Here is a 25,399-nt window from a genome sequence, read left to right on the forward strand (position 1 = left end):
CTGTTTTCTTCACACGGATTTAGATGCCGAAACAAGTTCGGCATGACGGGATTTCTGTTTTCTTCACACGGATTTAGATGCCGAAACAAGTTCGGCATGACGTATCGAAACAAATTCGGCATGACGTGTCGAAACACCCGCCTGCTCAACGAGTCGAGTTATAGACCGGACGGGCAGGAGTTCGGCATGACGGCATTTCGCGGATATTTCGGCATCAATCTACATCACGATGCAATAGATTCCGACATGCGTCGGAATGACGATTGGTTGTTTTTTCAATTGAGACCTTCCATACGATGAGACACACGTTTATTAAATTGCTCCTTCTCATTTGTCTCGTTGCGGAAGTGGCGACAGCGCAGTTTTTCTATTTCGGAAGAAACAAAGTTCAATACACGCAGTTCAACTGGCATGTGCTGAAGACCGACCATTTCGATATCTATTATTATCCTGAGATGAAAGAACTTGCCGAGCGGGGCGCGGCATTTGCGGAGGAGAGTTACAAGGCACTGGAGCAAAAATTCAATCACAATGTCGGCAACAGGATTCCACTGATTTTTTACAGTTCACATCTGCATTTCCAACAGACGAACACAACGCCCGGATTTCTTCCGGAAGGCGTCGGCGGATTTTTCGAATTTATGAAAGGTCGTGTCGTTATTCCGTTCAACGGTTCGCTGTGGGATTTTCGTCATGTCATCCGGCATGAGTTGGTGCATGTCTTTATGCACAGTAAAGTTACACGTGTGCTTGCCGACCATCGCTTGCCGCAGGATAGACTCCCTCCGCTCTGGTTCACGGAAGGGCTTGCGGAGTTCTGGTCAATTCCGAATTTCCGCGAGGATGCACAGGCAGAGATGGTGATGCGCGATGCGGTGGTGAATAATTATGTCGTTCCGCTCGATGAGATGTCGAGAATTTTCGGCTCGTTCCTGATGTATAAGGAAGGTCAGAACATTTTACAGTTCATTGCCGAGCGATATGGCGACGAAAAAGTGTTGTTACTTATGGAAAACATGTGGAAGGCGACTTCGTTCGAGGAAGTGTTCAAGATGACGCTGAACAAATCGTACGAAGAGTTCGACAACGATTGGACGTACTGGTTGAAGAAAACGTATTACCCGTTGCTCGCTCTTTCGGATGCGCCGAGCGCGGCAAGCAAAGCGCTTGTCACTGAAGGATTCAACGCGAAGCCGGTCTTTTATCAAAAAGGAAAAAGGAAAGAAATTTATTTCATCGGGAATCATTCGGGGTACACGAGCATTTACCGCGTTCCGTTCGATAGCGCAAAGGCGAAGCCGGAAGTTGTGATTGAGGGGGAGCGGACGGATGAACTCGAAGCATTTCATCTGTTCCAAAGTAAGTTAAGCATTTCAACGGACGGGCGACTTGCGTTTGTTACCAAGAGCGGAGAGAACGATGTGCTTCATGTTTACAACATCGAACAAAAAACAATTGAGCAGACGTTGAAGTTTGATAGTCTTGTCGTGCTTGGTTCGCCATCGTGGTCGCCGGACGGGAAGCGGATTGTATTTTCTTCGGTTGATAAATCGGGAAGCAGTGATTTGTACATCTGGGATAACGAGCAAGAAACGCTGACGCGATTGACGAAAGATTTCTACGACGATAAAGACCCTGCATGGTCGCCGGATGGAAATTGGATTGCGTTCAGTTCGGACAGAACTCCGTTCGGTAAACAGGGAAAATATAATTTGTTCCTCCTGAATTTGTCGAACAACGATATTGAATACCTGACGTACGGGAATGAAAGTTATTACTCGCCCTCGTGGTCGCCGGATGGGACGTTGTTGGTGTTTACGTCGGAACTTGGAGGGGCGAGGAATGTTTGGTGTGTTGACCTCACAGACCTCACCCCTGGCCCCTCTCCTGGGAGGAGTGGGGAACGAGAGATGAAGAAGTTGACACATTTTACAACGGCGGCGTTTGACCCTTCGTGGACAGATAGCGGATTGGTGTTTACCGCGTTTGAGAATTTCAGTTTTCAGATTCGTCATGTGAAGAATGTTCGTGCGTTGGTTGATTCATCGAAGACGGTGAAGAAGTTGGATATTGTTCCGCTCGAAAAACCGTGGTCGCCGAAAGCGATTGCCGCCGCTGACAGTATTGATGAATTGCAATACACCGGTGATTACAGTCTGGACATTGCCGGAAGTCAGATTTCTACCGACCCGGTATTCGGGACGGCGGGCGGCGCGTATCTGGCGCTCAGCGATTTGCTTGGGAACGAGCAATATTATTTCCTGCTCTATAATACTGCGCAAGCGACGGATGAAATTTTAGAAAGTTTTAACATTGCCATCTCTCGTATGTCGTTGCAGAAGCGGACGAGTTACTCGTACGGTGTGTATCGTTTCTCCGGCAGGCGGTACGATTTGCGTGACCCGGATTTGTATTTTTATGAGCGTGTGTTCGGCGGGTACTTTGCGTTGAGTTACCCGCTTTCGAAGTTCCGCCGGCTCGAATCCACGACAAGCGTGAGCAATTCGGAGAAGGAAGTGATTTACGGAGTTGAACAGCGGCGGGCGTTGTTTCTTTCGAACTCGATTTCGTTTGTGCATGATAACTCGTTGTGGGGACCGAGTGGTCCTTTAGATGGCAGTCGCTTCAACGTTACACTTGCCTACACGACGGACATTCAATACTCAAATGCAAATTACTACTCGGCAATATTCGATTACCGTCATTACTTCCGGCTGGCGCAACGCTCGGCATATGCAGTGCGGTTCTGGTTGTTTTTCAATGAAGGAAAAGAAGCGCGGCGGTTTTTCATGGGGGGAAGTTGGGATTTGCGCGGTTACCCGCGATGGAGTATCCGCGGCAAAAAACTCTGGCTTACGTCGCACGAGTTACGCTTTCCGTTTGTTGACCAACTTTCATTCCGGTTTCCGTTCGGTGGAGTCTCATTTGTCGGGTTGCGCGGCGCGCTCTTTTTTGATGCAGGCAATGCGTGGGATGAAAACTACAACCAAACACTCGGGAGTGTTGGCGGCGGCGTTCGACTGAACTTCGGCGGCGCGTTTGTGTTGCGGTATGATGTCGGCAAGCGAATCGTTGACGATTTCAAACGCATCGAGAGCGAAACCTTCCAACAGTTTTTCTTCGGATGGGACTTTTGAAATTTCGGATTTCGGATTGCCAATTTCGGATTTATATTGATGATTGCAGATTTATGATTTCTGATTTATGATTGCTGATTGTGATTGAATACTGAAATGGTTACACAAATTGATAAGATGAAAATACTCTCGCGTACCCGCGCTCGCCTGCACCCGCGCTGGATAGTTTCATCGAAGAAGATACGATTGATATTTTTACTTTTTATTTTTTACTTTTTACTTTTTCAGGGTTGTAATTATCTCCGATTGCCCGAAACACAGAAAGTAAGCGAGAGGAATTGGGCGCAGTACGGAGGGGTGAAAGAGCGGACGAATGTTTCTTCGTTTTCACTTACGCCGCCGCTTGAAGTGGCTTGGATGTATGATGCCGCCGCGGGATTCAGTGAGTACCCGGTTTCGGTTGCCGATAGTTTTGTGTTTCTCGGTACGCTTCAGGGGGAGTTGCATGTTATTCATCTGCGAACGGGGAAGTCGGTCGGCTCGGTGGATTTTGACAAAGCGCTTATCGGAACGCCTGTTGTTGATGGCGAGATGGTGTATATCGCGATTGCAAACACAGAAGAAAGTCTTCAGGCGTATGACCTTGTGAAAGGAAAAGTTGTGTGGAAAGCAAAACTCGGTGGCATCGAAACGTCACCATTGCTTATCAATAATAAACTGTATGTGACCACATTAAACGGTTACACATATTGCATTGAGAAAAACTCCGGTGCGGTTGTGTGGAAGTTCCTCCTTCCGTTGTTCGAGCGGTCGGCGTTCATTCATTCCTCGCCTGCAAGCGACGGGAACGTGCTTGTGTTCGGTTGCGATGACGGCTCAGTCTTTTGTCTTTCACTCGAAGATGGAAAATTATTGTGGCGGACGGAAACAGGGAAAAGTATTTTCGCTTCGCCATCAGTCAGCGATGGGAAAGTGTTTTTCGGTTCTCAGGATGAATTCTTCTACGCATTGAATATCAACGACGGAACGGTTGCATGGAAGCAACATCTTGGCGCGAAAATATTTTCCTCACAGGCGGTTGATGAAACGCGAATGTATGTTGGTACGAGCGGAGGAGAAATATTTTGCCTTGAGAAAACATCGGGCAAGATTGTTTGGAAGGAACGAGTTCAAAGCGCAATCAGTTGTGCACCGTTGGTTTCGGGAAAAGTTGTCTATGTCGGTTCGCTCGATAAAAATCTCTACGCTTTCGATGCAACAAACGGTACGCGGTTGTGGAATTACGTTGCTGAGGGACGAATCAAATCCATGCCGGTAATTTTTGGAGACTATTTGATATTGCCGCTCGATAACAGGATGGTGGTTGGATTGAAGTCGGAGGAACGATGAAGCAGTTTGTAGTTTTTGGCTGGCTGTTTTTCGTGTTGATGGTTCAAACATCAGCACAAGAAACAAGTTGGTTATCGGTAACAAACGATACAGGAACAATCAATGTGTATGTTGATTCTGTTTTGCTTGGTGAAACGCCGCTTGATTCTGTTTCGCTCATTTCAGGAACGCACGTGTTGAGATTTGTTCAGCCCGGAACAAGAAGTTGGTATCAGATTCCTGTTGTTGAAACGGTGAGCGTCGCGGGCGGTGAACATCTGAAACGAACCGTTGTTCAACCTCCTTCGCCGATATATCAGAGCAGGATGTTGATTCATCCACTTGAAAACGTTAACAGCGATTCCGGTTCGATTGTACCAAGACACGCGCTTGCGAACGGATTACCATCGAATAATTTGCCGCTGTATCTTACTTCATCTGCCGCAATAGTTTCCGGCGCGGTCGCGGCGTTTTTTAAAATCAAGGCAGACAATCTTTACGATGAATTTGAACGGACGGGGGACCAAAGCGCACTTGATAAGGTGAAAACGTATGACACGGTTTCGGGAATCGCGCTCGGTGTGTGTGAAATAAATCTTGGCTTGCTGACGTACTTTTTACTCTCAAAGTAGTTGGTAAGGTGGACTCCATCTGCAGATGGAGTCCACCTAAAAGATTACTCTTTCAACAACATCTCAATTTCCTGAACCATCTCTTCTACCATCTGCGGACCATCGAACCCGATTGATGTGTAGGCGATGTTTCCCTTCTTATCAATAATAAATTTTGTCGGGATGCCTTCCACTTCATAATGGTTGACAACCTCATTTTTATCGAACAGCACGGGGAAAGAATATTTATTTGTCCCCATAAACTTTTTCGCGTTTTCAATAATTGCCGAGTCTCCCTTGATGCGTTCCCATGTATTGAGCGCGAGAATCTTCACGTTTTCGTTCGACTGATATTTCTCATACACGTATTGCAAATACGGAAATGATTGCTTGCAGGGACCGCACCACGTCGCCCAGAAATCTACGATGACAACTTTTCCTTTCAGGGCAGAAAGAGTGACTGACGTTCCGTCCCAATCGCTTAACGTGAAATCAGTCGCTACCTTGTTCGTTCGTTCCTCTTTGATTTTCTTTTCGATTTTCGCCGCATGTTCTTTTCCTGCTTTCGTGATTGCTTCTTCGAATGCTTTTTTCTTTAGCGTCAAGGCATCGGCAAAATTTTTCTCCGAACCATCCCGACCGATATATGCCTCTTTCAAATTATCCAAGAGCATTGCGTTGTCTTTTTGTTTGTTGATGCACGCCAGTCCAACTTCTATTGCTTTCCCGAACTGTTTATTTTTTGTCAATGCTACCACGTATCGCTGATTGATGTCAGGACTTGCGCCGCCGTTTGCTTCGTATGCTTCATGGAGAACAGGCTCCGCTTCAGTGAACTTTTCCATTTTCAGAAGCGCGTTGCCATACGTTCCAAGCGATGCGCCCAACTTATTTTTCGTGTCGGCTTCAAAATCGCTTTGACGCATGTATGACTTTTTCTCATCGGAAGAAATTGCTTTGTTCAATGCAACCGCCTTCTGTGCAAGCAAGGATGCTTTTTCAAGATTTGTTCCGTCGTCCACCATCGTGCGTGCAAGGTAATTATAATAGACGCCGTTCGGCTTCGGCAATTTCAGCAACCATTCTTCCGCTTTTTCGAACTGCTTTTCATTCGTGTATCTATAGACAAGATTTTCCAGCCGTGATTGTTTTACCTCTGTTTCAAGGTCGGGAAATGTTTCCACCGCAGTCCGGATAATTTCCGCCGCCGCATCCGTGTTCTGTTCGTTGTAATATGGACGGAGGAGTTTCTGTTGTGCAAAATATCCTTTCGGATTGTCAGCGATAACGCTCTCCTCCAACGCCTTCGATTTTTCTTTTTCTCCAATCATAGAAAACAGAAATACAAGGCGGTGGAGTTTTTCTTCATCGTTTTTGAATTTCTCAGCCAGCGTGTTGAGTGTCGTGACAAGCCGCTCTGTTGTTTCGGGATTCCGTTCCGCATCCGCGTGTTGCTTCACATAGAGCACAAGCGCATCGGAGTTGTCCGGGTAGAGTTCCAGTTCCCTTGCAATTTCCGCTTTCGCCTGCTCGACATCCTGATTTTCTCCGAAATATTGTCCGCCATTTTGAAGCACTTCTGCAAGCGAAGAATGCGCTCCTTGCACCGGCTTATCATTTTTATCATACACAAAAAGTGTCCAGCAATCCCGTTCGTTATCGTCGTACGTTTCATCGGCGACAAACTGAAATGCAAGGTGTCGGGCATTTTTTTCTGTCAGTGAAAATGACGCCGTCCATGTTGTTCCGTTTTTCTTCATCGGTGATTCGAGCGCTAATGGGTCTTCCTCGCCCCGATAGACGAGACACAACGCTGTGATGGATTCCGCTTTGGCAAGAAGAACATCGGGATTTTCCGCTCTGTATGTAACGGTAATTTTATCTCCGACTTTTGGCTGTTCGGGAGTGATGGAAACGTGAGAAGATTGTGCAAAAGAAAAGAACGTGAATATGATGAATAACGAAACAACAAATAACAGTTTCATTGCTATCTTTCGGTCTGAGGTGATTAGAGATGATGATTAATGCGGATGCAAAGTACGAAAATGATGATTGGGAATCAAATCAAAGAAGTTCAATTTTTTAGAAATATTCAGAGTAGTTCCAACGGATTTTTTCAATTTGGAATTGGAACCTCAATTTGTATATTAAGCACGCAAATGTTTCAAGTATCCAATATTTTGCACAACGCAATCAGATGTATCGTTTTCTCGATGTATTTGATTTCTCTTGTTTTCGGAAGCGGTCTTCATCTTCACGAAGATGATGGTTCTGTTCATGAGGATGAATTGGTTCTTCATGCTCATGATAGTATTGAAACTTTTCAAACACACGTTAACGATGCGACTCTGACTCAGAATGAGCAGACGCATAATCATTCCGTTGCTACGGTTCATCTTCTTGCTTCGCTGACACGAACACAGCACTCAATTGTTTCCTATTCAAAACAGATTGAGATGGAGTCTTGTTCAGATATTTCGATTTCCTCTTCGATGGAAACTTGCAAACAACTGTATTTGCATGACTCCGATCCTCCGATTCTCCAAGGAATCACTCCCGACCGCGCAGGTCGCGCTCCCCCGACAGTCTAAGCCCCCTTTTTCTTTCCGTGCATATTTTCCTGTTGATAAACAATCAACAAGGAAGAGATGTATTTTTATTTCACTACAATTTTATCATTATGAAGATAATAGTATGAAACATCACGTTTTCATTTTCATCATCGCGGTTATTCTTTTTGTTTCAGGATGCGCACAACAAGAAGAGTCATCAAAGCCTGTTGCCAAAGGCGGCGGCTCGGTTACACTCTGGACAAACAAGACAGAATTATTTATGGAATATCCTGCGCTCGTTATTGGGAAAGAGGTGCGGTTCGCCGTCCATCTCACATGGATTTCCAATTTCAAAGCGGTTACCGAAGGGCAACTCACTCTTGAGTTTACATCGTCGGATGGGGTTCATTTTACCGCTTCGACAGATAGTCCGACATCGCCAGGAATATTTCGTCCAACAGTAACATTCAATCAAGCAGGAACATTTCATCTGACCATGATTGTGAACGGCGTGGAAACGGATACACTTCAGATTGAAGATTTACTGGTACAACCTTCTGAAGCCGACATTCCGGAGGAAGCAGAAAGTTCATCGGGCGAAGAACTCATCACCTATTTGAAAGAACAGCAATGGAAAACCGATTTCCGTACTGAGCCTGTTCGGCAGGAACGAATCAGCAATACAATTCATGCCGCCGGTGAAATTGTTCCGAAACTCAATGCGGAAGCAATTGTCGCCGCGCCGTTTACCGGATACATTCCTGCGGAAAAGAATCTCCGATTGCCTGTCCCGGGTTCGCTGGTCGAGCGAGGAACAATTCTCGCACTCATGATGCCTTCGGCAGAAACTCAGGGAGGAAACGAGGATTTCGCCTCGCGCTTTACCGATGCAGAAACAGAACGGGATCTTGCAAAGCGTGAGTTGGAGCGCGCTAAGAAATTATATGCCATCCAAGGTATTTCTGAAAAGGAGTTGCAGGAAGCCGAGTCTGAATTTCGTCGCGCGGTTGCCACGTACAAAACTCTGAGCAGTTACATTCAAACGAAAAATGATACATTCTCGTTTTCACTTGCAAATGGATTTCAGTTGATTGCTCCGATTTCAGGAACGATTTCTGAGTTATCTATCGTGCCTGGAAAACAAGTGAACGCCGGCGAACCGCTGTTCCGCATCATTGATACAAAAGAAGTGTGGATACGAGTCAACGTTCCTGTCACCGATATTGGAAAAGTGTCGCATCCCCAAAAAGCGTGGATGCAGATTTCTGGTGTAGAGGAACCGCTTTCAATAGATGAACAGAATGGAAAATTAATTTCTGTCGGAAATGTTGTTGAAGAAATGACGCGAACCGTTCCGGTGATTTTCCAGGTGAACAACTTCCTGAACACACTTCGCATCGGGATGATTGGCGAGGTACACATTTCAACCGGGAACGAACGTGATGCGCTTGTCGTGCCTGAATCTGCTCTCATTGAGGAAGAAGGACGATACAGCGTTTATGTTCATGTGGAAGGCGAAGCGTTTGCAAGGCGGGAAGTTCAACTTGGAGCGAAGGAAGCGGACCGGGTGGAAATTATCAGTGGAATTCTGGAGGGCGAACGTGTTGTAACGATCGGTGCATATCAGGTACGACTGGCATCGCTTTCGTCACAACTTCCGGCACACGGACACGCGCATTAAAAAAGAGGGAAGAAGAATATGCTCGATAGAATCATAAAAGCATCATTGAAAAACAGACTCCTCGTCATCATCGCGGGAGTTGCGCTTCTTGTTGTCGGTGCGTTTACCGTTACACAAATTCCCGTTGACGTTTTTCCCGACCTCACTGCCCCAACGGTCGTCATCCTCACCGAGGCGCATGGAATGGCAACGGAAGAAGTAGAAACCATGGTAACGTTTCCCATCGAAACTGCGGCGAACGGTGCTACGGGAGTGCGTCGTGTTCGTTCCTCCTCGGCGATGGGAATTTCGATTATCTGGGTAGAGTTTGATTGGGGAACGGATATTTTTATTGCGCGTCAAATCGTCAATGAAAAACTTCAGCTTATCAGCGCTCAATTACCGACAGGAGTCTCTGCTCCTGTTCTCGCTCCGATTTCTTCAATTATGGGAGAGATTATGCTCGTCAGTGTTGCAAGCGATAACCATTCACAACTCGATGTACGTACGGTTGCCGATTGGACGATTCGGAAACGGTTGCTTGCAGTTCCGGGTGTGTCGCAAGTCGTTCCGATCGGCGGCGGGAGAAAACAATATCAGGTTCTCGTTGATCCTGATAAGCTTCTCTCATACAATGTGTCGGTGGAGGATGTGTTACATGCAGTTGAAGAATCAAATGCAAATTCCTCAGGCGGTGTATTCATGGAGAAGGGGCAAGAGTATTTGATTCGCGGATTAGGGCGCGTCTATTCAGTGGATGACATTGGCATATCGGTCGTTACAGTGAGAAACAATGTTCCCATCCTCGTCAGCGATGTTGCAGAAATAAAGATTGATGCCGCAACGAAAATCGGTGATGGCTCGGTGAATGCAAAACCTGCTGTTGTTATTTCCATTCAGAAACAGCCCGGGGCAAATACACTTGAACTTACGGAACGTATCGAAGTAACTCTGGCGGATATTCAAAAAACACTTCCCGAAGGAATGAATATCAACTCACACATCTTCCGTCAGTCGGATTTCATTCAGATTGCCATCAACAATATTCTTGCCGCACTCCGCGATGGAGCGATTCTCGTCATCATTATTCTTATCCTGTTTCTTGGCAATGTTCGGACAACCTTCATCTCGCTAACAGCAATGCCGCTCTCTCTCATCTTTGCAATTTTTGTGATGAAGTTCTTTGATATTACTATCAATACGATGACACTCGGTGGAATGGCGATTGCGATTGGCGCGATTGTGGATGATGCAATCATTGATGTCGAAAATGTGTTCAGGCGATTGAAAGAGAATTCGAAGAAAGAGGAGAGTGAACGCCACCCCACGTTTGACGTTATCTTCGATGCTTCGCGTGAGATACGTTCATCCATCGTGAATGCCACACTCATCATCATCGTTGTTTTTTTGCCGCTCTTTTTCCTGAGCGGAGTTGAAGGACGGTTGCTCGCGCCGCTTGGGATTGCCTACATCGCCTCCATCGGTGCATCGCTGATTGTCGCGTTAACAATTACTCCCGCACTCTGTTTCTACTTATTACCGCGTGCGAAGTTCATGGCGAAAGATGGAGATAGTACTGTTGTAAGCGTGTTGAAACGAATGTATCTGAAAACGCTCAATCGGGTTCTGGCAAAACCAACGGCAATCCTTATTGGCGCGGCAATAGCATTAGTTGTTGCACTTGCGATTCTGCCGTTTCTCGGTCGGGCATTTCTGCCTGAGTTTAACGAGGGCTCGCTTACCATCAGCGTTGTAACGATGCCCGGAACATCGTTGGATGAATCAAACAAATTGGGAAATCTGGTGGAACAAATTCTGCTTGAACATCCTTGTATCAAATCAACAGCGCGGAGAACGGGACGCGCAGAACTTGATGAACACGCTCAGGGTGTCAACTCCGCCGAGCTGGATGCACGGTTCGAGCTTGATGACCGCTCGAAAGAACAAATGCTCAATGAACTTCGGAAAAGTTTAACGGTTGTCCCCGGAACAAATATTACGATTGGTCAACCGCTCGGACATCGCATTGACCACATGTTAAGCGGGACACGAGCAAATATTGCAGTGAAGATTTTCGGTTCAGATTTGCAACGACTTCGTTTGCTTGCTGAAACGGTGAGAAAGCAGATGGAGACAGTGGAAGGCGTTGCTGACCTTGCAGTCGAACAGCAAATGGATGTTCCGCAGATTCGTATCAAAGCGAACAGGCTTGCAATGGCAAAATACGGAATGACGGTTGCCGATTTTTCCGAAGCAATTGATGTTGCGTTCAATGGCGAGGTAGTATCGCAAGTGCTTGAAGGACAGAAATCATTCGATTTGCTTGTACGTTACAATGACAACCATCGGGGAAGTATTGAAAAAATTAAACAAGCTCTCTTTGATACACCGTCCGGGAAAAAGATTCCTATTCAGGAACTTGCAACCATCACTTCGGAAAAAGGAGCGAACAGCATCAGCAGGGAAAATGTTCAGCGTAAAATTGTTGTGCAGGCAAACGTTGCGGGACGGGATTTGAGAAGTGTCATCGAGGATATACAAAAACTTGTCGGAGCGAATGTCTCGTTTCCTGAAGGATATTATGTCGAGTACGGTGGTCAGTTCGAGAGCGAACAACGGGCGACGCGCATCATCGCTCTCCTCAGTCTTGCCGCAATTCTCGCAATCTACCTGATATTGTATCTTGAATTCCGTTCATTCAAAACGGCGTTATTAGTGATGGTAAATCTTCCTCTCGCGCTCATTGGCGGCGTGATTGCAGTTTTCTTTTCCAATGGTATTATCAGTATCGCATCGTTGGTTGGATTCATCACGTTGTTCGGTATTGCAACACGCAACGGAATCCTGATGGTATCGCACTACAACCATCTCATCGAAGAAGGAGTGAAGTTTCGTGAAGCAATCGTTCGCGGTTCGTTAGAGCGACTCAGTCCGATTCTCATGACGGCGTTGTCAGCCGGTCTTGCGCTTATTCCGCTTGCGATTGCCGGCAGTGAACCGGGAAACGAGATTCAATCACCGATGGCAATTGTTATTCTTGGCGGCTTACTCAGTTCAACTGCTTTGAATATGATTGTGATACCCGCGCTGTATGTGAAGTTTGGAAACAGGAAGTAAATGAAAAGATAATTCAACGTGGTTGATTCTGAAGTTTATGGTAAGAATGTCGGGAGAATTATTCGATAATACGTTGGAATGAATTATTTTCTCCAAACATTTCGTATCTTTCTCCTCAATGAAATCGCTCCTTCGCCTCAAACCATATCTCTGGAAATACAAGAAAACGCTTCTCTTTGGTTTCATCACAGTTATTGCAAGTAATTTGTTTACTGTGGTTCAACCGAAATTAATCGGTCGTGCGGTTGATGAATTAAAACGAGGATTGGAAATCAGACAGATTGATGAATGGACGCTGGCACAATATGCGGCAATCATAGTCGGATTGACATTGGTTGCCGGCGTGTTTACGTTCCTGACGCGGCAAACAATCATCGTCATTTCGCGGCACATCGAGTTTGATATCCGGAACGATTTTCTGGCGCACATCCAGAAACTCCCTCTTTCGTATTTTCAAAATACTCCCACCGGCGATTTGATGGCGCACTCTACCAACGATATCGGCGCGGTGCGAAACGTTCTCGGTCCCGGCGTTATGTACCCGACCGATACGCTCATGACCTTCAGCATGACGCTCGCGATGATGTTTGCCGCCGATTGGCAGTTGACATTGTACGCGCTTCTTCCGCTTCCGTTCGTTTCGTTTGCGGTTTATAAACTTGGCAAAATTGTCCACAAGAAATTTGAAGAGCGGCAACAGCAATTCTCCGAAATCACGATGCGGGCGCAGGAAAATCTTTCCGGCATTCGCATCGTGCAGGCGTACGTGCGGGAGAACTACGAGATTGAACTCTTTGAGAAACTCAGCTTCGATTACCTGAAACGTAATTTGGTTCTGGCAAAAGTTCAATCCATTATGTGGCCCCTGATGTTTCTGCTTGTCGGTTGTTCGCTCGTCATCACGGTGTATGTCGGCGGACTGAAAGTGATTGACGGAGAAATGTCCATCGGTACGCTCACAGCATTTTTTGGTTATTTGATTTTGCTTATCTGGCCCATGATTGCATTCGGTTGGGTGACAAACATTTTACAGCAGGGCGCCGCTTCAATGGAACGACTCGGGAAAATATTCGATACGGTTCCTGAGATTCAAAATTCAAACGAGACAGATTTTTCCATCAAGGAAATTCAAGGAACGATTGAGTTTAGAAATGTTTCGTTCACACACAAAGGAGCGAGTAAGCAAACGCTCGAAAAACTCAACCTGAAGATTGAGCAGGGAGTAACACTTGCGATTGTCGGTTACACCGGTTCGGGAAAATCGTCGCTCATTAATCTCATTCCCCGTTTGTATGATGTTACGGATGGTGAGTTGCTTATTGACGGGATTGATGTAAAAAAAATTCCGCTGGAGGTTCTGCGACAACACATCGGCTATGTTCCACAGGAGACATTTCTTTTTTCCGATTCGATTGCCGACAACATTTCTTACGGCACTGATAACGGAACGGAAGAACATGTCAGAGAAGTTGCCGAGATTTCCCAAATCGCCAAAGACATTCAGGAGTTTCCGAAAGGATTTGAAACGATGATTGGCGAACGAGGCATCACACTCTCCGGCGGACAGAAGCAACGAACAAGCATCGCCCGCGCCATTATGCGCAATCCCAAAATTTTAATTCTTGATGATTCCCTCTCTGCAGTTGATACTTATACCGAAGAAGAAATTCTGAAGCGACTTCGCACTGTCATGAAGAACCGAACGAGCATTATCATCAGTCACCGAATTTCCACAGTTAAGGATGCTGATTTGATAGTTGTCTTAGATAAGGGGCAAATTAAAGAACAAGGTTCACACAGTGAATTGTTGGAGCTTGGTGGAATTTATGCTGAATTGTATGAGAAGCAACTTCTTGAACAAGAATTAGAAATGCTATGACACAGGTAAACGAAACCTACTTACTCACTGTGTCATTCCCGTGCCAACGGGAATCCAAAATCATCGAGAGCGAAATGGATTCCTGCTTTCGCAGGAATGACAATGCATACGATTTGACTTTTTGATTTGATCAATGAACGAAGAAGAAATCCTCGGTAAAGCCTACGACACCCGTTTAATGAAACGGCTTCTCAGATACTTGAAGCCGTATCGCTGGCATGTGGTGATTGGTATCGGACTCAGCGTGATTGTTGCCGGGATGGAAGCGGTGCGCCCGTGGTTTACACAACATGCGGTTGATGTCAACATCAAGCAAGGAGACAAAACCGGATTGCTGATTACCGCTGTCGTTTTCTTTCTTGTATTGATTTTGCGCGGGTTGATTCAGTATGCGAATACGTACCTGACACAGTGGGTCGGACAAAAAGCTATCTTCGATTTGCGGATGGAAGTCTTCAAGCATCTGCAGGGGTTAGGGCTGAAATTCTTCGACCGGAATCCGATTGGGCGATTGGTTACCCGCGTTACAAACGACATCGAAGTGCTGAATGAAATGTTTGCGTCGGGAATCGTCATGGTCTTCAGCGATGTCTTTACGATTGCAGGAATTGTGTGGTTCATGTTTTCCATGAACTGGGAACTTGCGCTTATTTCCCTCAGTGTTGTCCCGATTTTATTTTATGGAACATTTCTGTTCAGAAAGAAAGCGCGGGAGACGTACCGGGATGTCCGGCTTCATCTTGCCCGCATCAACACATTCATGCAGGAACATATCACCGGCATGATGGTTGACCAAATTTTCAACCGCGAGAAGAAATCGTATCACAAATTTTCCGGCATCAATGCCGATTTACGCGACGCTCATGTACGCTCAATCTTTTATTACGCACTCTTTTATCCCGGAATTGATTTGGTCGGTGCTGTTGCAATCGGTTTGTTGCTTTGGTACGCAGGACTCGATTCACTTGGCGGTAACATAACAGTCGGAACCGTGATGGCGTTTTTGCAATTCAACGAAATGTTCTGGCGTCCCATTCGCGATTTGTCTGAGAAATACAATATCATGCAAACAGCGATGGCATCATCAGAGCGCGTCTTCAAATTGCTTGACGACAATACAAAAGTTGAGTACACGGTTCCGATTGATGATTCACGATTGAAGGTTCACAATTCACAACTTGCGCCACAGGCGCATCCGCCTTTGGCGGACACAACTCACGACTCACCATTTAAGGGAAGAATCGAATTCAAGAATGTCTGGTTCGCCTACGATAAAGAAGACTGGGTGCTAAAGAACGTTACACTGAAGATTGAGCCGGGGGAAACAGTGGCGATTGTCGGACATACGGGCGCGGGGAAAACGACCATTACGAATTTGCTCTGCCGTTTTTACGAATTCCAGCGCGGTGAAATTCTTGTTGATGGAATTGATATCAGATTGTTCAACAAAGAAGATTTGAGAAAACATATCGCCATTGTGTTGCAGGATGTGTTTCTCTTTTCGGGCGACATCAAAACAAACATCACTCTGGGGAACGAAGAAATTTCGTCTGATAGAATGAAGGCGGCGGCGAGAGTTGTTGGCGCTCATCGGTTCATCGAGGCGTTGCCGAATCAGTACGATGCGGAAGTGAAAGAGCGCGGCTCAACGCTTTCCGTCGGACAAAAGCAGTTGATTTCCTTCGCGCGTGCGCTTGCCGTTCATCCCAAGATACTGATTCTCGATGAAGCGACATCAAGTGTGGATACCGAAACCGAAATTTTAATCCAACAAGCAATAAGAAAGTTGTTGCAAGGAAGAACTTCCATTGTCGTTGCGCATCGTCTCTCAACCATTCAGCGGGCGAACAAGATTATCGTCATGCACAAAGGTGAAATCCGTGAGATGGGAACGCATCAGGAATTGCTTGTGCTTGGCGGAATTTACTACAAGTTGTATCAACTACAGTATAAAGAGCAGGAAAAATTAACCACGGATATTCACTGAAAAAGCCACAGATAAAACGCGGATTATGTCTGTGTAAATCCGTTACATCCGTGTAATCCGTGATGAATTATTATGGAACATTTTGTAACTTCCGTTGGTACAATCTCAAGTTAAAAACAAAAAACAAGGTGACTTATGAAATACTTATTGATTTTCTCAATTCTTCTAACTCTCACGACTTCGTTTGGTTTAGCACAAACAAAACAAGCGGAACGAACTTCTGTTGACCTCACTATTTATAATCAGAATCTTTCCTTGATTCGGGAAGAGCGTGTATTGAAATTGCCCAAAGGAACAAGTAGGGTTGTTGTCCCGGACATCCCTGAGACAATTGACGGCACTTCCGTCCATTTCCTCAGCCTGACTGCGCCCGATGCGGTGAAAGTGCTCGAACAAAATTATCAATACGATTTGGTGAATCAAAATAAATTGATGGAAAAATATATCGGCAAGCAGGTAGAGTTCGTCCGGCTTGATGAATCAACGAAGAAGGAATTTACTGTTGAAGGAAAAATCCTTTCCATCAACCCGCTTGTGGCGGAAGTGAAAGAGAAAATCGAAATCAATCCCGCCGGGCGATTAGTTCTTCCATCGCTCCCTGAAGGATTGATTCTTCGACCGCAACTTGAGTGGCTTGTTTCGAACTCGAAAGAAGGAGAACACAAAACGGAAATCAGTTACTTGGCGGGGCAACTTTCGTGGTCATGCAATTACGTTGTGTTGTTGAATAAAGAAGACACAAAACTTGATATGACGGGTTGGGTGACGCTGATAAATAATTCGGGGACAACATTCAAGGATGCAGGATTGAAATTAGTTGCAGGCGATGTGAATATTGTCCGGCAACAATTTGATTATGAGGCGCGTGGAGTGATGGCGATGAAAACAATGGATGCCGCCGAACCGCAATTCAAACAGACAGATTTATTTGAGTATAAACTTTATTCGCTTCAACGGAAAACCGATTTGAAAGATAATGAGACAAAGCAAATCGAATTAACGTCCGGGAAGAATGTAGCAAGTAAAAAAGTGTTCATCTACGACGGGATGTCGAACGAGTGGCGGTGGTACCGGAATAACTACTCGTATCGTTCGGAGGGAAATTTCGGTCAACAGTCAAATCCCAAAGTCGGTGTATTCGTGACATTCAAAAATGAAAAGGATGCGGGACTTGGAATTGCATTGCCAAAAGGAAAAGTACGTGTCTATAAACGGGATGACGAAGGAAAAGAACAATTCATCGGCGAGGACGAGATTGACCACACTCCGAAAGATGAGGAACTTCGTCTCTACTTAGGCAATGCGTTTGATATTGTTGGCGAGCGTGTACAGAAAGATTTCAAATCGTTTTCGAACGGGCGGGTTGTCGAGGAAACTATCGAAATCAAAGTTCGCAATCATAAATCTGAACAAGCGGAAGTTCTTGTGTATGAACACCCTTGGCGATGGAGCGAATGGGAAATCACCAAGAGCAACACCGAGTGGCAGAAGGTTGACCAATCCACACTCAAGTTTCCTGTGAAGATTGCAAAGGATGGGGAGAAAGTGGTGACGTACACGATTAGATATTCGTGGTGATGATTAGTTTGATTCATTGTTGACGGTTGACAGTTCGTAGTTTGTCCTCATCAAGGTAGAAAGCGTTAGAGAAAGTAATTTCTGTAACGCTTTTTTGTTGTATTGTTCAACACGTACAATTGAATAATTCATCACTACGCTTACTTGTTGCTGTATAATTATTTAGCAGAATATTTCTTGATTCGATTCGGTTTGTGTTGAAGGATGCAACGCTTACCAAGTTGAAGTTTTCTACACAATCGAAATTTTCCTTCTTTTCAATTTCTTTTTAGCTGATTTATCGGAGTTGTTCGGGTACGTCTTCGTGGCACAATTCTTTCCTTAGTAATGAGCAAATGAGCCTGCTGTTTCATTCGGCTCACAAGTGAAAACTATTTGAACATTAACTACCTAAGGAATTACAAAAATGACTGTACTATTTGTCATTGCAACTATCATTGTCTTTTTAACTATTGATTGGTTCGTGCGAAGAGCGAAGGAACGGAAAGCCGCTCCCGTTCTCGCACAGAAACCTGTCATGCAATCTTTTTCCGTCCGTACGCCGGAAGGAATTTACTTCGCGCCTTCCCACACATGGATGAATCTCTTCCCGTCCGGCAAAGTCAGAATCGGAATTGACGATTTTGTCAGCCGTATGTTGGATAAACCACGTGTCACGATGCTGAAAAAGGCAGGCGAGAAAGTCGGAAAAGGTGAACCAATTTTATTACTTCAGGAAAATGAACACTCGATGACCGTTCGTTCTCCCATCGAATGTGAAATCCTCAATACGAATGAAGATTTGCTACAACATCCTGACCTGATGCAAACAAATCTCTTCAGCGATGGCTGGGCATACACAATTAAACCAACACGGTTTGCAGATTTACGCTCGCTCATGCTCGGTCCCGATACGCGCTCGTGGATGAACCGTGAGTTTGCACGGCTGAGAGATTTCGTTGCAGGCATTGGCGGAAGCGAACCGGTCCCCGCATTATTGCAGGATGGCGGACTTCCCGTTGCCGGCGCGATGAAGACGATGAGCAAAGAACTCTGTCGGCAATTTGAACATGAATTCCTCTCTGTCACTGAAAGGGAGATGTAATGACTACGAAAAAAGCAATGCTCATTGACCTGACATTGTGCGTCGGATGTAACGCATGTCAGGAAGCGTGCAAAACGGAAAATAAATTGCCTGAAGGAGAAGAACATTCTCTTTCCGCAACCGCTTACACCGCGTTGAATGAATATGACGGGACGTACGTGAGACGGATGTGTCAGCACTGCGTTGACCCAACGTGCGCATCCGTTTGCCCGGTCGGAGCGTTCGATAAATTGGCTTCCGGTCCGGTGTTGTATGATGAATCGAAGTGCATCGGATGCCGCTACTGTATGCAGGCGTGTCCGTTCCAGGTTCCGCGCTATCAGTGGAGCAGTACCTATCCAAAAGTGATGAAATGCAAGTTCTGTGCAGACAGACAGGCAAAAGGATTGCAACCTGCATGTACAGAAGCTTGTCCGAGCGGCGCGACAAAGTTCGGCAACCGCGACGATTTGGTTCGTGAAGCGTACGACAGAATCAAAGCCGAGCCGGAAAAATATGTCAACAAAGTTTATGGCGTTGATGAAGTCGGTGGGACATCCATTCTCTACATCTCAAGCGTTCCGTTCGAGCAACTCGGCTTCAAGACGAATTTGCAATCTACCGCGTTACCGATGCTGACGTGGAATGTTCTCTCGAAGATTCCGAACATTGTCAGTGTTGGCGGCGTGATGCTCTACGGCATCTGGTGGATTACGAATCGAAGAAAAGACGTTCAGAAGGTCGAGAAAGAACTTCTGGAAAAACGCGGCAACGGCAATCACTCATCAATGAATTAAGGAGAGAATATGAAAAATCTTTTATCAAAAATTACAGTATGGCGCGCAATTGCGTTTATGATTCTCGCAAGCGGCGTTGTAGCAACATATATCCGGTTCACACAAGGATTGGGCGAGTCAACAAATCTCAGCGATGAATTTCCGTGGGGTTTGTGGATTGGCTTTGATATTCTGTGCGGCGTTGGACTTGCGGCGGGTGGTTTTACTATCGCGGCAATCGTGTACATCTTCAACATCAAACGGTTTGAACCGATTGTGCGACCGACAATTCTCACAGCGTTTCTTGGTTACCTGCTCGTTATCGTTGCGCTCATGTTTGATTTGGGGCGACCGTTGCAAATCTGGCACGCACTCATTATGTGGAACCCGCGCTCGGTGATGTTTGAAGTTGCCTGGTGCGTGATGCTCTACACGACAGTGCTTTCGCTTGAGTTCGCCCCGGTTGTCCTCGAAAAATTCAAGATGACAAAAACGCTGAACATTTTACACAAAGTCAGTGTTCCGCTCATCATTCTCGGCGTGATACTTTCAACGCTTCATCAATCATCGCTCGGCTCGCTCTATCTTATTGTGCCGGAGAAGTTGTACGGTTTATGGTACTCGCCATACTTGCCTGTCTTCTTTTTCGTTTCGGCAATTTCTGTCGGTTGTGCGATGGTGATATTTGAATCGTTCCTCAGCAGTCGTGCATTCAAACGCGGCTTGGAAATGGATTTACTTACGGAAATCGGGCGCATCAGCGTCGTCATGCTTGCGGTGTTAACAACGATGAAGGTCGTTGACTTGCTTGACCGGCATGCAATTTCGTTGCTCTTTATTCCGCGCATGGAAACATACTTATACTGGGCGGAAGTCTCAATCGGAATCCTGATTCCGATGGCGATGCTGGCAATCCGGAAGGTTCGTGAAAGTCATGGCGGATTATTTGCAAGCGCGGCGATGATTATCATCGGGTTCATCTTTAACAGAATGAACATTGGCATCACAGGTATGGAAGCATGGGCTGGGGTTTCATACTTCCCGAACTGGATGGAAATTTCTGTCACGTTAAGCATTGTTGTTCTCGGCTTTATCGTGTTTTCACTTGCGGCAAAGTATCTGCCAATTTTCAAGCATGAACAACCGAAGTTGCATGAAGTTGCATTGCATCCGCTGGTCGAAGATTTACTCTCAGTTTCTCAGCAACAACGCGCATAAAGAAAGTCATCACCGTGCAAGAGCAATCCCGTTTCTTCAATTTGACTGACGATGTTCCGTGCGTCTGGACAACGGCGGGAATTCTTTCGTACCAACTCTGCAACCGTGAGTACGATTGTTACGACTGCCCGATTGACCATGCGTTGCGGGAACATTTCTTTCATGAATCAATGCAACACCAACAGACTGCGCAGGCGACCCACGCAACACCGGCAGAACCGTTGCGTGCAGACCGCGTCTATAGTCATGGACATTGTTGGATTGAGAAACGGGATGCAAACACATTTCGGGTCGGAATCGAACCACAATTTGCGCGTGTTTTACTCATCCCGAAATCTATCGTACTTCCGTCGAAAGGACAAGCGCAGAAGAAAAAGCAAGCATCTGTGTGGATTATTTTAGAACAAGGAACATTTCCACTCGTTGCGCCGCTCGATGGAATGATTACGGAACGGAATCCCTTCGCGACAGAAAATCCGTCCGAAGCGCTTTCGCATCCGTTTGATGATGGATGGTTGTACGAACTCTCTTGCACGGCTGATGATGCGAACGGGTTGATGAATCATCTCGAAGCGAAAGAACAATACGAGCATGATATCAAACAGTTCAATGAACTTGTCCTCAACTCGCTGAAGCCAACTTCCGAAATCGGACCGACGCTCGCCGACGGCGGAGTGATGCTTCAGCATGTTGCCGACATGTTAGGTCAAAAAAAATATATCAAAATTCTCAGGGCGGTTTTCGGATGACGTCCTCTTGTTTCACTCTTGGTGAGTGAGATGACGGTATGAACTTCTCACGGCTGAGAAACATTTCCTATCTCAATGAAATAGTTCTCTAATTCCTTAGCTATTTCACCATTTCAGATGGCACACTGTTTGAAAATTCATCACTCAACAGTGTGCCTATGAAATTTTTTCACTCCCTGACGTTCCGCGTTCTGGGCGGGTCGTTTGTCCTCCTTCTTATCCTGTTTGGATTCTATTCGTATTTCGCGATTCAGTTTCACAGCGAACAAATGATGGAATATGTTTTGCAAAACGCAAGCCGTTCGAGCGACGTCATAAAAAAATCAACCCACTACAGCATGTTGCTGAACCGCCGAGAAGATGTGTATCAAATCATCAACACGATCGGAACAGAACCGGGCGTGGAAGGAATCCGCATTTACAACAAGCGGGGAGAAATTATGTTCTCCACGAACAAAGCGGAAGAACAAACGGCGGTAGACATGAACGCGGAAGCGTGCGTAGCATGTCATGAACAGCAACAACCGTTGCAGTCGCTCCCGATGGATAACCGGATGAGAATTTATCAATCGCAAAACGGACACAGGGTGTTGGGACTAATCAACCCGATTCGGAATGAACATGCTTGCTCGAACGCAGAGTGTCATGCGCATCCGGCAGAACGAACGGTGTTGGGTGTGCTTGATGTGCGCATGTCGCTCGACCAGGTGGACAAAGATATTTTTGAAGCGCAGGTACGTATGGGAATTTTTGCCGTGCTTGCGGTGATGGCGCTCGCCGTGTTTTCGTTACTGTTTGTGTACAACACCGTTCATCGTCCCGTGAAAAAACTTATCACGGGAACGAAAGAAATTTCATCAGGGAATCTTACGTATCACATTCCTTCCGATTCAAAAGACGAACTTGGAATGTTGGCACAGTCATTTAATGTGATGACGGAATCACTGAGAACGGTGATGGAGGAAAATGAACGCTGGTCGAACGAACTGGAAATCCGGGTGAAAGAAAAAACCGCCGAGTTGAAACGCCTGCACGAACAAATGCTTCAAATCGAAAAAATGGCTTCGCTCGGAAAACTTTCTGCGACCGTAGCGCATGAGTTAAACAACCCGCTCGAAGGAATTCTAACCTACTCGAAGTTGATAGCAAAACGCTTGCGGAAAGCGGAGCCACTTACAGAAGCCGCACAACAAATGCTGGAAGAATTGGAAGTAGTGTCGCGGGAAACACAACGGTGCGGAAACATCGTGAAAAATCTGCTTCTGTTCTCGCGGAAACAAGTCGGCGAACTGACGCTTGCCTCTGTCCGGCACATCGTAGAAAAAGCTGCGCAACTTGTTCAACATCATTTTCAGATTTCGAATGTCGAGTTTACGGCGGAATATCCACCTGAGGAAGTTGTATTGCTGTGCGATGAGAATCAGATTCAACAAGCGTTGATTGCATTGTTTGTCAATGCCGTTGAAGCGATGCACGGAGGAGGAAAAATTCATGTACAAGTTCGGAAGGAGCTGCAAAACGATTCCGTACTCATCGAAGTTTCCGATACGGGTGTAGGAATTGCCGAAGAAGATGTGCCGCATATTTTCGAGCCGTTCTTCACGACGAAGAAAGATGGCAAAGGTGTCGGCTTGGGACTTTCGGTCGTGTATGGAATTGTCGAGCGGCACGGCGGCGATATCTCCGTCCGTTCCGAGCATGAAAAAGGAACAACATTTACATTGGTGTTTCCACATAAGAAATAATTGTAGGGTCGAATTTCAATTCGACCATCATGGTGGACGAATTAAAATTTGTCCTACAAAAACATAAAGGAAAGAATTATGAACGAACACATTGCCTTATTAATAGTAGATGATGAACAAATCGTCCGGGATTCACTGACAAAATGGTTTCGCGAAGACGGGTACATTGTCGGCGCGGCGGCGAACGCGGCAGAAGCGTTGAGACTGATGCAGGAACAACGATGGCACATTATTTTGCTCGATATTAAAATGCCCGGCATGGACGGAATGGAATTGCAACAACGCATCCGCGATATTGATGCGCACGCAATCATCATCTTCATCACCGCTCATGCTTCGGTTGATACGGCGGTGCAGGCGCTCAAGTGCGGCGCGTTCGATTACATCACGAAACCGATTGACCCCGACCATCTTTCGCATCTTGTCAGCAATGCCATCAAGCAACGCGCACTTGCAATGGAAAACCTGAAACTGAAAGAACAAGTTGTCGAGTTCTCAAAACCGGATGAAATCATCGGTGATTCATCACAAATAAAAAAAGTGTTCGAGATGATTAAGACCGTGGCAGGGACGGATACGACAGTGATGATTCGGGGAGAAAGCGGAACGGGAAAAGAATTAATTGCGCGGGCGATTCATGCAAACAGTCAACGAAGATATTTCCCGATTGTTACTATCAATTGCGGCGCGTTGCCGGAAGGAGTGTTGGAGAGTGAATTATTCGGTCATGAACGAGGAGCGTTCACCGGAGCGCAATACCGCCGGAAAGGAAAACTCGAACTTGCCGATGGCGGAACGCTGTTCCTCGATGAAGTCGGGAACATTGATATGAAAACGCAGATGGATTTGCTTCGCGTGATTGAAACGAAACAGTTTACCCGCGTGGGCGGGAATGAGACTATCAAAGTGGACTTCAGAATCATCTGTGCGACGAACAAAGACCTCGAACTTGCAGTGAAAGAAGGAACATTCCGCGAAGATTTTTATTATCGCTTGAATGTTTTCACGGTCAGCATCCCGCCGTTGCGTGAACGGAAAAGCGATATTCCGTTGCTCGTCAATTATTTTGTGAACAAACACAAGCGGGCGATGGGAAAAGACATCTCCTCCGTTTCTCCTGAAGCGATGGATATTCTCGTCCAGTACGATTGGCCCGGAAACGTGCGCGAACTGGAAAACGCGATGGAACGTGCGATGGTGGTCGGGAAATCCTGTGCAATCACCCCGGCTGATTTACCCTTCCAACTTTCCGAACGAAACAACGAACCGCAATCCGGCTCGCTGGCGGACATGGAGAAACGACATATCGCCCGTGTGCTGGAAGAACAGCGGTGGAACATTACCCACTCGGCGGAAGTGTTGCAGATTGACCGCGTCACGCTGTATAATAAAATTGCCAAGTACGGTTTCCGGAAACCGTAGTGCCGTTTCCGGTTCACATTCTCAATGCTTCTTCGCTCCCGCTTGCCGAACTTGAATCCGTTGCAGAAACTATCCGACAACTTCTCGGACTTTCTGTAAGTGTTGCACAGTATCGTCTCGAACTCGAGCGCGCGTTTGATAGTTCGCGGGTACAGTACAATTCTTCCGTGTTGATTGCGCATATACTTTCAACTATCACTTCCTCAGAGAAACAAAAACTTATCACCATCGTTGATGTTGACCTGTACATTCCTGTCCTGACATTCGTGTATGGTGAAGCGCAACTCGATGGAACAGCTGCAGTTGTTTCTACCCACAGACTTGCCAACGAGTTTTATGGTGTTGAAGAAAACCGCTCGCTCCTGTTAGAGCGGTTAACGAAAGAACTTGTTCACGAACTGGGACATACATTCGGATTATTTCACTGCAAGCAGTTCGAGTGCGTCATGCGCGCATCAACCTATGTGGAGGAGATTGATTTGAAGAAGATGACATTGTGTGAGGAATGTGCAAGAAGGTTATTTGAAAAAATCCATAACTGAGAAGGAATACCTTTTCCTACCTTTTGCTTCTTCAGAGGGAATTTGAAATACTTTT

At 46.0% G+C, this 25,399-nt stretch carries 18 protein-coding genes; 17 read left to right on the forward strand and 1 reads right to left on the reverse strand.

Features of this window, described 5'->3' with window-relative positions:
- Positions 1 to 96 precede the first annotated feature (96 nt).
- The 4 genes from HY960_06980 to HY960_06995 all read left to right on the forward strand — a co-directional run bounded on the left by HY960_06980 (position 97) and on the right by HY960_06995 (position 5,077).
- A complete protein-coding gene (locus HY960_06980) occupies positions 97 to 300 on the forward strand; it encodes a hypothetical protein (protein MBI5215481.1) in 204 nt (67 codons plus the stop codon).
- Positions 297 to 3,137: a PD40 domain-containing protein gene (locus HY960_06985; GenBank protein ID MBI5215482.1), complete on the forward strand. Its 2,841-nt coding sequence runs from the start codon at positions 297 to 299 to the stop codon at positions 3,135 to 3,137. The genes HY960_06980 and HY960_06985 overlap by 4 nt, the downstream gene beginning before the upstream one ends.
- Positions 3,138 to 3,233: 96 nt before the next feature.
- Entirely contained in the window at positions 3,234 to 4,466 is a 1,233-nt protein-coding gene (locus tag HY960_06990) for a PQQ-binding-like beta-propeller repeat protein (GenBank protein ID MBI5215483.1), read from the forward strand.
- Positions 4,463 to 5,077 carry a PEGA domain-containing protein gene (locus tag HY960_06995; GenBank protein ID MBI5215484.1) on the forward strand — a complete coding sequence of 205 codons (615 nt, stop codon included), beginning with the start codon at positions 4,463 to 4,465 and terminating at the stop codon, positions 5,075 to 5,077. Before HY960_06990 ends, HY960_06995 begins: the two co-directional genes overlap by 4 nt.
- Positions 5,078 to 5,121: 44 nt before the next feature.
- Here HY960_06995 and HY960_07000 read toward each other — a convergent pair whose 3' ends face one another.
- The gene (locus HY960_07000) at positions 5,122 to 7,041 is read right to left on the reverse strand and encodes a redoxin domain-containing protein (protein ID MBI5215485.1); all 1,920 of its coding nucleotides are present in this window, start codon (positions 7,039 to 7,041) and stop codon (positions 5,122 to 5,124) included.
- A gap of 174 nt (positions 7,042 to 7,215) precedes the next feature.
- On the opposite strand from HY960_07000, the gene HY960_07005 reads away from it, so the two are divergent.
- The 13 genes from HY960_07005 to HY960_07065 all read left to right on the forward strand — a co-directional run bounded on the left by HY960_07005 (position 7,216) and on the right by HY960_07065 (position 25,344).
- Entirely contained in the window at positions 7,216 to 7,647 is a 432-nt protein-coding gene (locus HY960_07005; GenBank protein MBI5215486.1) for a hypothetical protein, read from the forward strand.
- 103 nt (positions 7,648 to 7,750) lie between these two features.
- Complete coding sequence (locus tag HY960_07010; GenBank protein MBI5215487.1) at positions 7,751 to 9,289, forward strand: efflux RND transporter periplasmic adaptor subunit; 1,539 nt, start codon at positions 7,751 to 7,753, stop codon at positions 9,287 to 9,289.
- Between the two features lie 18 nt (positions 9,290 to 9,307).
- Complete coding sequence (locus HY960_07015; protein MBI5215488.1) at positions 9,308 to 12,385, forward strand: efflux RND transporter permease subunit; 3,078 nt, start codon at positions 9,308 to 9,310, stop codon at positions 12,383 to 12,385.
- A gap of 118 nt (positions 12,386 to 12,503) precedes the next feature.
- Positions 12,504 to 14,264, forward strand: a complete 1,761-nt coding sequence (locus tag HY960_07020) for an ABC transporter ATP-binding protein (GenBank protein MBI5215489.1) — start codon at positions 12,504 to 12,506, stop codon at positions 14,262 to 14,264.
- 133 nt (positions 14,265 to 14,397) lie between these two features.
- Positions 14,398 to 16,251 carry an ABC transporter ATP-binding protein gene (locus HY960_07025; protein ID MBI5215490.1) on the forward strand — a complete coding sequence of 618 codons (1,854 nt, stop codon included), beginning with the start codon at positions 14,398 to 14,400 and terminating at the stop codon, positions 16,249 to 16,251.
- A gap of 135 nt (positions 16,252 to 16,386) precedes the next feature.
- The gene (locus HY960_07030) at positions 16,387 to 17,829 is read left to right on the forward strand and encodes a hypothetical protein (GenBank protein MBI5215491.1); all 1,443 of its coding nucleotides are present in this window, start codon (positions 16,387 to 16,389) and stop codon (positions 17,827 to 17,829) included.
- A 406-nt stretch (positions 17,830 to 18,235) separates the two neighbouring features.
- On the forward strand, positions 18,236 to 18,913 hold the full coding sequence (locus tag HY960_07035; GenBank protein ID MBI5215492.1) for a hypothetical protein: 678 nt from the start codon (positions 18,236 to 18,238) through the stop codon (positions 18,911 to 18,913).
- Entirely contained in the window at positions 18,913 to 19,689 is a 777-nt protein-coding gene (locus HY960_07040) for a 4Fe-4S dicluster domain-containing protein (GenBank protein ID MBI5215493.1), read from the forward strand. Before HY960_07035 ends, HY960_07040 begins: the two co-directional genes overlap by 1 nt.
- A gap of 9 nt (positions 19,690 to 19,698) precedes the next feature.
- Positions 19,699 to 20,886: a Ni/Fe-hydrogenase cytochrome b subunit gene (gene hybB / locus HY960_07045; protein ID MBI5215494.1), complete on the forward strand. Its 1,188-nt coding sequence runs from the start codon at positions 19,699 to 19,701 to the stop codon at positions 20,884 to 20,886.
- A gap of 14 nt (positions 20,887 to 20,900) precedes the next feature.
- On the forward strand, positions 20,901 to 21,635 hold the full coding sequence (locus HY960_07050; GenBank protein MBI5215495.1) for a hypothetical protein: 735 nt from the start codon (positions 20,901 to 20,903) through the stop codon (positions 21,633 to 21,635).
- 158 nt (positions 21,636 to 21,793) lie between these two features.
- Entirely contained in the window at positions 21,794 to 23,380 is a 1,587-nt protein-coding gene (locus tag HY960_07055; GenBank protein ID MBI5215496.1) for a HAMP domain-containing protein, read from the forward strand.
- 78 nt (positions 23,381 to 23,458) lie between these two features.
- Entirely contained in the window at positions 23,459 to 24,802 is a 1,344-nt protein-coding gene (locus tag HY960_07060) for a sigma-54-dependent Fis family transcriptional regulator (GenBank protein ID MBI5215497.1), read from the forward strand.
- Positions 24,802 to 25,344, forward strand: a complete 543-nt coding sequence (locus tag HY960_07065; protein MBI5215498.1) for an archaemetzincin family Zn-dependent metalloprotease — start codon at positions 24,802 to 24,804, stop codon at positions 25,342 to 25,344. Before HY960_07060 ends, HY960_07065 begins: the two co-directional genes overlap by 1 nt.
- Positions 25,345 to 25,399: the final 55 nt, after the last annotated feature.

The sequence above is a fragment of the Ignavibacteriota bacterium genome, from assembly GCA_016212665.1.
Classification (GTDB): domain Bacteria; phylum Bacteroidota; class Ignavibacteria; order UBA10030; family SZUA-254; genus FW602-bin19.